Origin of the sequence: Bacteroides sp. (assembly GCF_028690125.1) — a bacterium.
Taxonomy (GTDB): Bacteria; Bacteroidota; Bacteroidia; order Bacteroidales; family Bacteroidaceae; genus Bacteroides.
Window position 1 is genome coordinate 1 of record NZ_JAQVBV010000079.1, and the last position, 9,820, is coordinate 9,820.

The following is a 9,820-nucleotide window of genomic DNA, read 5'->3' on the forward strand; positions in this document are numbered from 1 at the left end:
AGAGAATATAATAATTATAAGTATAAAGAAGATAAAAACGGGAATGTTTTTGAAGAGCCTGTTAAAGCATTTGATGATTTATGTTTTATCGCAGGGACCTTGATTACTACAAATAAGGGGAAAGTCCCAATTGAAAATATAAAAATTGGTGATATGGTTTTAACAAGAAATGGATTTAAAGAAGTTGAGGCAAGTGGGTTAACTTCTGATGACTCCGAAGTGATTAGTTTAATACTGGGAAATGGTAATTCGATAACGGCTACAAGGAATCATCCCGTATTTGTAATAGGAAAAGGTTTTATACATTTAGATGCTATACGATACGGTGATTACGTATTAACAGAAAACTTAGAATCTTGGATGTTGAAGAAATCGAATTTAACGGTATTAAATTTAGAAGATACCCAAGTTCAAAGAGACGAGAGCATAGATGTTATTATTCCCCGGGGGGAACGGATAGAATTAATGGAGTGCAGGCACTACACCAAGAGGTCTGGAAGTACTATAATGGAAAAATACCAGAAGGTTATCACGTTCATCATAAAGACAGTGATGCCCTTAATAACTCAATCGAAAACCTCGAATGTATTCCACGTAAGAAACACTTCAAAGACCATGCTCAGAAAAATAATGAAAATCCCGAACTTCTTGAATGGAAAAGAAAACATTGCGAAGAGATTAGAGAACTCACAAAAGAATGGCATGCGTCAGAAGAAGGAAGACAATGGCATTCAGAGCACGGGAAACAAGTTTATCTTCTCAGAGAACCAATTAAAAAAATATGTTCCGAGTGTGGGAAAGAATTCAATGATATCTCAAGACGCGAAACAACTAGATTCTGTTCTAACGCATGCAAGTCTGCTTGGAGAAGAAACGCGGGAATCGATAATGAAACTAGAAAATGTGAGTTTTGTGGATCGGCTTTCTCCGTTAACAAATATGCAAAAACTATTTACTGTTCAGAAAGTTGTGCAGCTAAAGGCAGATGGGAAAAGAGAAAAAGTATATAATCTCTCAGTAAAGGGCGCCAGTGAGTATTTTGCTAATAGCATCCTTGTACATAATTGTGACTCCATTCGTTATGGGATATATACTGCAAGTATAGAATTCGGATTAACCGGGAATACCAGGACTCAAGAATGCTACATGGATGATATCGGCTATGGATACGATTCTCCGCTATCAGATCCATACTCCGACTAAAAAACGGTCGCCTATTAATAATCCCAGTCGTAATAAAACAATGAATGGAAAGCACGATTATTTATCCGTATTTGAATAAAAATATTTATATATAATTACGTTATTGAATGTTTGCTCGTCGGGAAGATCTGATTTATCAGCCAAGATGTTATCCGTTTCTTCCTGTCGGGCAACGTATTTACTTACTTTGAGATTCTTAGTTCTGTAAGTCTGTTTTTATTTTTACATTCTTGAGAATGTATTGTTTCGCGTCGGCCTCCGTTTCAAATACCTGGCTTTCTATACATTCAATACAGACGGACTCAGCAAATTTACCCTTACATAACGGGCATGTACATACCGCATACAATATATTCTCACCTCGGTTTTATATGTATTAATACTGTGTATTAAAAACCCAGATAGTACTATTAAAATACATAAGATAAAGATTATTAAATGTGTGAATATAAAAAATATTATATAATATTAACTGCCCCCTTCGCTTCCTGAGCTACTGCGATTCCTGCTCGGGGACCTATTATGTATAGCAGATTCATTCAAATGTCACTCTTTTTCCATGTGATATTGCACTGCCCTTTTGAGTTCTTATAAAGTCGTTGAATTCCTCCAGGAACTCGGGGTGCGCTGTAATCCACGTAACCAGCAATTTTGTAGAAATCTCATTTGAGATCGCCGCGTTCTTAATAGCCTCTATTGCTTCTAGCGCGGAATTCTTCACAGTTTCTGATGCAGTAACCGGATTTCCACACCCTTCCATTTTGGCTTTTAATTCAGTGACTGCTATCGATATCGCGTCAGCGTTTGACGTGAATATATCATTTTTTACTTGAGTCGTCATCCATTCATATAAATATGGACTCATCGTCGTTGTCACGTTTACTTTTTTCTTTTTTATTGGTTTAGCTACAATGCCCGCTTCTGCCATAATGATGTTATAGCAACATTCGGGTATATATAATTCTTTTATGTGGTTATTACACTGGTAGTATAATATTATACTAGTACAGCAGCAATATTTATATACCAATAAGACTTATTACCATATAGAACATGGTAATTACACAGCCAAACGAGGAAACTCTAATGGAACTGCAATGCCCAAAACCTGGACATGCAAAAAAAGAAAACATAAACGCCACATTGAGCCCTCATCTCGCAAAAAGGATGGACCAATTGGTGTTAGCCGGGGAATTCAGCAGCGTTTCTGATTTAATTTCGATTGCGGTTACTGAGTTCTTAATGAAATTTCCTAATTACGAGGAAGCGAACGTATGAAAATTCAGATGGTAGCACAGACACCAGAACAGACCCGTGCATTTCTATGTGAAGACGCGGGGGTTCTGTTCATTGGCCCGATTGAACAAACTAGCGTAGTAAGACGCTGGCACGATGATGTATGGGAAGATGTTCACAGACGATCTGATCTTGGAGAAATCTGGAATGTGTACACGGCAGAACTTCGTGATGATTGCCAGGACCATATAAAAGACTTCTCCGGTTATCAGTTTCTCGAAGAGGACTATCTATACATACTCAGTCGGAGTTTCTGTGCGCTCTGTAATAAGTCACATGACCCCGCAAGCGAGACGGAGTATATAATTGCTTAACTTAACTTTGCCGTTCCTGCTGCGATCAAGATAAAAATTGTGTTAGGAAGTCAGATGCCTAGCACAATCCTCCATTGTGGCCTCTATCGAGTTAAAGTCCCGATGTTGCCTCCAACAAACCTCCAAAATCGCAGGTGTTCTCCCGGATGCCTGCTTGAAATGCCGTATTCGTGTGGACGATTCAATCACATCACTCATGCAACACCCCTTCAGAACATCCACCCAGAGAATAATTGCCCCTAGTATGCCTATCAAAGTCCAGAAAGTTGTGATTGATATCAGGTTCGAATCCTGAATACGGCGTACCCTGGTAACAGGGGTATGTAATTGAGAGAAATGTATCGTCGAATGAACTCCCCTAGGTATTAGGGGTTACTTGTTGTGAGTCATGTAACATACCTACGAACCAACCAAAATTCGCGTAAGAATTTTTGTCAAAATATGGAATTTAAACAGATCTGCAAGCCGGAGAAATCCGGCCCAAGTGCCCATGTAACAAAACGAACCCGGGTTTAATTCCCGGCGTGGGCTTAAAAATAAAAGAGGGATGGTATGGAAAGACCAGCTGAATTGAATGTCGATGCGCGTGTGAAAACGTTCCGGTACGATCTTTTACGAGATTTGCCTACCGGGATTGGGGATAGATTTGGGAGAAGTATTAATTTTTCCGAAGACGAAGCGGGAGATATTATAAAAATTATTTTTGATCGGATGTATCTTTCCAAATCGCCTGAAGAAAACGTTGTTTTTGATGTGTATGTTAGAGGAATTTTCCCCGACTGGCTTGTTGGGAGTTTGACATATGCGTTTACAATGTGTGATGATATCCGGGGATTCAAGTTTTTAAGGCCCTGCGGATCTAGTTTTAAAGTGTTTCCTAAATGATAGGAGAGTTTGAAAGATGAGTGATGAAATTAAGGAAAAAGAGACATTGGTACAGAGAAGTCCTGAGCAAATCTTACAGGAGCTCTCCAAGGAATATCCAGAAGGCAAGTTCCCATATTTTAGAATTAATTCTTCTAAATTATCTGGGAGCTTTTTTGCATCTGAACTATGGAAACTACGAGCGGACACTGGTGAAGATCCCAAAAAGTGGACGGCGTGTGATACTAAACGTGGGAAAATGTCTCCAGTTGGATCTCATGCGATGCCAGAGGATGTCTGGATATTAATGGACGAGTTCATAAAGCGATATGAACAGTTGACAATTGGAACTGATCCGATTGAAAATCTGAAAGCTTATGGGTTTGAGATTGGAGAAACTCCTAATATACCTGCTGAAGAGTCTGAACTCTCGGGGGAAGAAGTGCCCCGTGAAAAACAGGAAGATGCGTCAGATACCGAAGCTCTTATAAAAGCTTTTCAAGAAGCTGAAGTTAAGGCGAAAGAAGATAGGGAAGAAAATGAAAGAAAACTAGCAGAGCTTGAAAGGCTTGAACGCGCCGAGGCTGAATTCGAAGAGAGAAAAATGCAGGATATGGATAGGCGGGAAAAAGAAAAGAACGTATCTCAGCCTAAAGTTCCAGAGTATAAAACGCCTGAGCTGGCGCGGTCCGAAGGCTCCACTCCGAAGTCCTCAGCCCTGCTTGATCTCATTTATGAATATGTAGGGAATGATGTTCTGGAGGTCTTTGGGGATACTGGAAGCGGTAAGACCGCCTTTGTAAAGAAAGTTGCATATGAAGCGGCAGAAGCTGGTAAAAAGGTATTTTATCTTGACACTGAGCGGAATTTGACGAAAAAAGATATAGACCTTCTAAAAAAGTGTTCTTACAAATATACCCCGGTCATCGACGAAATAGACAAGATGGTGCAGACCCTTCCGGCCGGGGACGTTGTAATCTTAGATTCTGTAGGTTTCCCGATCCTTACAACCTTCGCCAGAATGAATATGAAACAGAAGGGTGATGCACTCTTAAAAATGATTGCCATTTTTGGATCACTTAAGGAATGGGCGTATAAAAATAATGGTATTGTCTTGGTTACAAATCAGCCCGAAAGTGAATTTAATAAGGGACCTAACCACATTTTAAGGCCGTTTGGGGATAAAAGCCAGTTTGCAGCAAAGGAAATATGGGAAACTATTAAAGAGTCCAGTAATCCTGGGCTTACGAAGTCGTCTATTAAGGCGTTTAGGTCAAGATCGGTGGGGCATGGAACTCCTTTAGCTCAGATGAAAATCAATAACGCTGGTGTGGAGGTTGTGCAGGCATGACCTCCCCTATTTTTTCATTAAATTCAAATACTTCGCCCATTCCTACAGATGAACCGGCTGAGTTGAGTGTTAATATTCCTCTTGATTTAATAGAAGTCCCGGCTAAACGCTTTAACCGGCCTCGCGTGAAATGGAATGTGTGCTCTACTCAGAGAGCTCTAGTGTGGAGGGAAGATGGGGCTGTATTATACGTGAAGTATTTTTCAGGGCCCGTAAAAACCACATGGACTGAAATGGTAGAACTGTCCGAGCTTCCGGAAAGTAAACAATCTACCCGGAGAAATAAAATCATTGGAAAAAAGTGGACTGCAAACAAACGGACCGCGCTTAAGGCATTTTCAGAAAAACTTGCGTCTGGAGAAATTGTAGACCCTGATGCAGCTTATAGGAAAATGCTGAAAATTGAGACTGTCCCTGACAGTAATTGCGGGAGTGTTGAGAATGTGCAGGGGGCATACTAATGGCTTGCCCGTATTCCCCACAAAATCGAAATGAGGTCGAAAATTGCACTGGATATCGAGATAACTCTTATACATGTACTAAAGCAATTCCTGATGAACGATATCATTGTGGGAAATATCGAGAATATATCGGGAGGGTCTAGAGTTGCCCAGCCTACTATTAACTCTTGAGCAGTGTTCCCGGCTTTATCCCGAATATCGCAGGACGCTTAAACAAAACAGACTTACTGACGCTGAAGAAAAAAGAAAAGATCGGAATACTAAGGTGATTTCCCTCTTAGAAACTGGAGAAAGTGTTAGAGAAATCACTGTGCAGTGTGGATGTTCAAAAGAAACCGTGCGTACAATTAAAGATAAATATTACGGGGTTACTGAAAAGAGAAGACTCCGTAACCAAAAAATAATTGAGTTGTTGAAAGCGGGTAAGCATCCAAGATTTATAGCTGCTGAAAGCGGAGTCTCATTACCGACTGTTATTAAGTTTAGGACTCGTTTGTGGAATGCGGGAATTGAAACATTGGGGATTTCACCTGATAAATGCGCCGGGGCATCCCTATGAGAATAATATCAATTTGCGGGCGGAGTCGGCTATGGGGGCTTTGTTGATGGGGTTCTACGTGGTTCGCTGCAAACACTGTGGAAATGCATTCCGGGCAAAACGTGAAACTGTAAAGTTTTGCTCGAGGAAATGCGAGATTGAAGCTAAAAAAACCATATTGATGGTGGTCTAATGTTTTCCCCTCATATAATTAATGCCAAGTCAATTAAGCAAGCCCGTTATGAAGCTGTAAAAACGATAATGGAACGGGGAAAGTACAGTAGGGATCAGAGAGAAGAGAAAGTGAAATATTACAAACATGTACTAATCGTAATCCCTTGCAACTGCTGTGAAGATTCCGATGATAAATTAACTTCTCTTTGTGATTCTGCATTTGCTGAAAACCTGATAACAGGAAAACCCAACGGGGAAGGACTTCAAGCTCATGATTATACATATGGAGAAGAACTCCAGTTCGAGGATGGGTTAGAGAGAACTATCCAGCTCCTGAGGGAACATCCAGAAACTAGGCGCGCTGTGATTCCTCTTTTTAAGACTAAACATATCGGGAACTCTGAAGTGCCCTGCATGATTACTACGGTCTTTGATATTGAAGACGATGATGACGAGGATTGTGTTAATTTGACTATTTTAGGAAGGTCAAATGAAGCCGCTATAGCTATGAAAAGTGATATCAAAGGGTTTGCTGAACTTTTAAAATATGTAGCGGGTCGGCTTGAGTTAAACGCTGGATATATTTTGCTTCATGATATCAATTTGCATTGCCGGATAAATTCCGATATGGATGAAATTAAAAGAATTCTGAAGGCGGGGTACTAATTGGATCTCACTCCCGTTGAAGAAGCAAAGATCGGACGGTATATAAAAAGATTTACCGATCCTGAAAAACATCGAGAGAGAGTTATGCAGATTATCGAGATGTCGTCAAGTGGGGTCCCAGTATCTGAACTAAAAAAGGCAGTTCCGGGGAGTTATGGATACGTGTCTGAGGTAAGGGCATGGAGTAGGCGGGAGGGACTGTGGTAATGGCTCCAAAACCAAGAGCTAAAAAAACCTCTGCTCAGTATGCTGAAGATATCAAAAGCTGGTATACCAAAGCTCAAGCCAATCCAACAAACGAAGAAGCCCAGAAGAAATTAAATTATTTTGTAGGAGCCTGGGAAAAGACCCTCAAAAAACAGATAATCCGGGCTAATAATGAAGGTAATCCGTGGGAAGAATCTAATTTAGATATGCCTATCCGAAGGATGCCTACTAAAGCGCAGTCGGGGGATTATCAAACGGCTGATTACATGTTTTACTATGAAGGCGCTGGGTGCGCTGGATACGGCGGGCTTTTAGTAGAGAGAAAGGGCGGAGATAAAAAAAGAGGTGGACCTCAGGACCTGTATGGAACTCTGATGGTCGCCGGTAACTGTGAGAGGTTCTATAGGGAAATTAAAAGGTTCCAAGACGATAAACGGTTTACCCAGATGGTTGTAATTGCCGAATGCTCCTTTGAACAGTTCCTATTGTATGTTCCACCATTCCTCGGAAATGAGCGGAATACTGAACACGTGGGGGCTTCTGTAGAGGCTCGTAGAGGAAAGATAGCTTCACTGTATGCAAGGGGTGTTCCGGTAATATTCTGCGGCACACGTTATAACGCTATAGAGGTCTACAAGGCTCTTATTCGTCAGTGGATCATTAAAAACTACCAATCAATTCTTGGATTAGATAAAGTACAATACGATGATAGAGCCTCCCTTATTAACAAAATTGCCTATCATGAAGCCGAACTCGAAGCACTTAACGCTTCCCTCGCTGGAATTGATGCCCTGGAAGTGTTGGCATGAATGCAGATCTAGAACATGCACTTTCAACTCTCCGCGAATACCGAAAATGCCTGCATATTCAGAACCTTGCATTCTGGAAACCTCCGCGTGCAATCGAAGAGCGCGTACTCGTCTCGTTGTGTTATGAAGGTGTTCTTGAAGGGTATTGGGATACTTCGAAAGACATTTCTGTTTTTATGATTAGATTTTCGAACGAGGTTGATATTCCAGTTATTGAAACTGTTCATCCTCAAACTAAACGTATTGGATGTCCACGGAAATTCGATCATGAAAAAATAAAATTATTGTTACACAAGGGAAATGTACCTGTTGCAATAGCTGAAGAAATGGGCTGTTCAGTGCGGTATATCCAGGACTTAAAACGGAAATATTGTCCAGAGGTTGAAGCATGAAGCTATTGGAGTTTATCAAAATGTATGGGCCCGACCTCTTAATTTTAGTGTTAATAATTGTCCTCGGTCTGGTCATGAGCTGCTGGAACTTAACCAGGGTGGTCTGATGGTATTGATGCTCACTGAAACTGAAAAATCCCGTTTAGATAGACATTTTGAGATCACAGGCCACAGGTCAAACGCTATTGGTTCAAAATGTAGTCTATCGAGGGAGTCAAAAATCCTGCAAGCTATCCGAGATAATACCTCAAATGAATGTATCAAGCGAACCTACCGGACCAGTGACCAGACCATTCAGAGGATCAAAAGGAAATATGGACTTCGGGGTGTATGATGTTGAAATTATGCCCCACTGTTCGAACTAAGTGTACTTCGTGTTCTGATTATTTCACAGACTGCTTTGGGTGTATATCGGGTAAGCCAATGTGTGATAATCCCTGTGATGAATGCTTAAAAGCTGATTTGGAGGCTGTGCTGTGAAGAAAATCGGGCATTACGTGATAAAGCATTCTGGAAGGCCAGCACAATACGATCATGATAAAATGAGATCTTTAATACTGGCAGGAAAACGTGATCAGGAAATAGCCGATGAGGTTGGCAGCTCACGGAGCGCAGTTGCGAGTTTAAGACAGAAGATGGGGATTTTCAGAAAACGCCATGATCCATATAAACAAATCGACTATTCAAAGATTAACACAGCTTATTTTCAAATGAAATACGACTCTGAAATCGCAGAGGAGACCGGGTATTCGAAGACTACTATATGGAATTGGAGACATGATAAAGGACTTCCAAGTATACGCGAACTTCGGAAAATGGATAACAATAGTTCAGAGGTTGAAGCTTGATTGGTCCATGCCCGAAACCTGGTACATATGGCAGTCTCATAAAGCGATCAACACTTGAGACTATATATCAAAAGTTTCATGCTGCGACTTTCACGGTTACTGATGTCGAAAGGTGTCTTTACTGGATCGATTGCGTTGAAAAACATGTGAGGTATATGCAAAAGAAGGGTTGGATTGTTGGAGTTAATGAAGTTGGGCCTTCGAAGTTTCGGTTTGTTGTTTCAATTGAAGACTGGAAGTTTGGGGGGGAAGTGCATTGAAACTCCATCCAATCTATACCTGCCAGGAAGGACACCAGATAGCATTAGAAGTGGATGCTCTTAATGATATTCCGGAGATTATCAGACAACGTGAACGAACTCTCCTTGCTAAGTGTTGGGACTGTGAAGGTAGCCGGGATAGAGGGTTTGTTGTTGAAGGCTCGAAAATAAAAGAAGTTGGATATTGCGAGCTTAGGCTAGGGAAAATAACGGAGTGAGAAAAGTGAGTTATTGCTTTGGACGGAAACACCAAGAAGAGCCTCTATATTTTCCGGTAACTAGATTTTTAGCTTGCATTTCACGAAGTCTATCTTTAACATATCTAGAGTTTACCCCCAGTACTTCTGCAACTGCCGAAGCTGGAATACAGGCATTTCTCAAGCATATGTTAAGAGCTTCTAGAATTTCATCATCTTTTAATATTTTCTCTTTTCCCA

13 protein-coding genes are annotated in these 9,820 nt (G+C 40.8%); 11 read left to right on the top strand and 2 right to left on the bottom strand.

All coding sequences use genetic code 11. The features are described 5' to 3' along the window. Window positions 1-1,203, top strand: a 1,203-nt coding sequence (locus tag PHO71_RS24395) for a Hint domain-containing protein (protein WP_300208672.1), incomplete at its 5' end; no start/stop codon positions are given. 535 nt (window positions 1,204-1,738) lie between these two features. Here the strand turns inward: PHO71_RS24395 and PHO71_RS24400 are convergent. Then, entirely contained in the window at window positions 1,739-2,131 is a 393-nt protein-coding gene (locus PHO71_RS24400) for a hypothetical protein (protein WP_300208674.1), read from the bottom strand. Window positions 2,132-2,477: 346 nt separating this feature from the next. On the opposite strand from PHO71_RS24400, the gene PHO71_RS24405 reads away from it, so the two are divergent. From PHO71_RS24405 to PHO71_RS24450, 10 genes are all read left to right on the top strand, one after another. Continuing rightward, window positions 2,478-2,813 (top strand): hypothetical protein, encoded by a 336-nt coding sequence (locus PHO71_RS24405; RefSeq protein WP_300208676.1) that lies wholly within the window; start codon window positions 2,478-2,480, stop codon window positions 2,811-2,813. 552 nt (window positions 2,814-3,365) lie between these two features. Next, on the top strand, window positions 3,366-3,698 hold the full coding sequence (locus PHO71_RS24410) for a hypothetical protein (RefSeq protein ID WP_300208678.1): 333 nt from the start codon (window positions 3,366-3,368) through the stop codon (window positions 3,696-3,698). Between the two features lie 16 nt (window positions 3,699-3,714). Continuing rightward, window positions 3,715-5,028, top strand: coding sequence for a hypothetical protein (locus PHO71_RS24415; protein ID WP_300208680.1), 1,314 nt, complete (start codon window positions 3,715-3,717; stop codon window positions 5,026-5,028). Continuing rightward, entirely contained in the window at window positions 5,025-5,489 is a 465-nt protein-coding gene (locus PHO71_RS24420; RefSeq protein WP_300208682.1) for a hypothetical protein, read from the top strand. The genes PHO71_RS24415 and PHO71_RS24420 overlap by 4 nt, the downstream gene beginning before the upstream one ends. 337 nt (window positions 5,490-5,826) lie before the next feature. Beyond that, window positions 5,827-6,048 (top strand): helix-turn-helix domain-containing protein, encoded by a 222-nt coding sequence (locus tag PHO71_RS24425; RefSeq protein ID WP_300208684.1) that lies wholly within the window; start codon window positions 5,827-5,829, stop codon window positions 6,046-6,048. 240 nt (window positions 6,049-6,288) lie between these two features. Then, window positions 6,289-6,867, top strand: coding sequence for a thymidylate synthase (locus tag PHO71_RS24430; RefSeq protein ID WP_300208686.1), 579 nt, complete (start codon window positions 6,289-6,291; stop codon window positions 6,865-6,867). Between the two features lie 206 nt (window positions 6,868-7,073). After that, the gene (locus tag PHO71_RS24435) at window positions 7,074-7,883 is read left to right on the top strand and encodes a hypothetical protein (RefSeq protein ID WP_300208688.1); all 810 of its coding nucleotides are present in this window, start codon (window positions 7,074-7,076) and stop codon (window positions 7,881-7,883) included. After that, a complete protein-coding gene (locus PHO71_RS24440; protein ID WP_300208690.1) occupies window positions 7,880-8,275 on the top strand; it encodes a hypothetical protein in 396 nt (131 codons plus the stop codon). The genes PHO71_RS24435 and PHO71_RS24440 overlap by 4 nt, the downstream gene beginning before the upstream one ends. A gap of 542 nt (window positions 8,276-8,817) precedes the next feature. Then, window positions 8,818-9,123, top strand: coding sequence for a hypothetical protein (locus PHO71_RS24445; protein ID WP_300208692.1), 306 nt, complete (start codon window positions 8,818-8,820; stop codon window positions 9,121-9,123). A gap of 256 nt (window positions 9,124-9,379) precedes the next feature. Then, the gene (locus PHO71_RS24450) at window positions 9,380-9,601 is read left to right on the top strand and encodes a hypothetical protein (protein WP_300208694.1); all 222 of its coding nucleotides are present in this window, start codon (window positions 9,380-9,382) and stop codon (window positions 9,599-9,601) included. A 10-nt stretch (window positions 9,602-9,611) separates the two neighbouring features. Here PHO71_RS24450 and PHO71_RS24455 read toward each other — a convergent pair. Beyond that, on the bottom strand, window positions 9,612-9,820 hold a 209-nt coding region (locus tag PHO71_RS24455; protein WP_300208696.1), incomplete at its 5' end, for a hypothetical protein.

Bases quoted from the DNA above. Each gene is read 5' to 3' on its own strand.
- PHO71_RS24430 (WP_300208686.1), top strand. From the start codon at position 6,289: ATGGAACGGGGAAAGTACAGTAGGGATCAGAGAGAAGAGAAAGTGAAA.
- PHO71_RS24445 (WP_300208692.1), top strand. From the start codon at position 8,818: ATGAGATCTTTAATACTGGCAGGAAAACGTGATCAGGAAATAGCCGAT.
- PHO71_RS24420 (WP_300208682.1), top strand. From the start codon at position 5,025: ATGACCTCCCCTATTTTTTCATTAAATTCAAATACTTCGCCCATTCCT.
- PHO71_RS24410 (WP_300208678.1), top strand. From the start codon at position 3,366: ATGGAAAGACCAGCTGAATTGAATGTCGATGCGCGTGTGAAAACGTTC.
- PHO71_RS24400 (WP_300208674.1), bottom strand. From the start codon at position 2,131: ATGGCAGAAGCGGGCATTGTAGCTAAACCAATAAAAAAGAAAAAAGTA.
- PHO71_RS24435 (WP_300208688.1), top strand. From the start codon at position 7,074: ATGGCTCCAAAACCAAGAGCTAAAAAAACCTCTGCTCAGTATGCTGAA.
- PHO71_RS24415 (WP_300208680.1), top strand. From the start codon at position 3,715: ATGAGTGATGAAATTAAGGAAAAAGAGACATTGGTACAGAGAAGTCCT.
- PHO71_RS24405 (WP_300208676.1), top strand. From the start codon at position 2,478: ATGAAAATTCAGATGGTAGCACAGACACCAGAACAGACCCGTGCATTT.
- PHO71_RS24440 (WP_300208690.1), top strand. From the start codon at position 7,880: ATGAATGCAGATCTAGAACATGCACTTTCAACTCTCCGCGAATACCGA.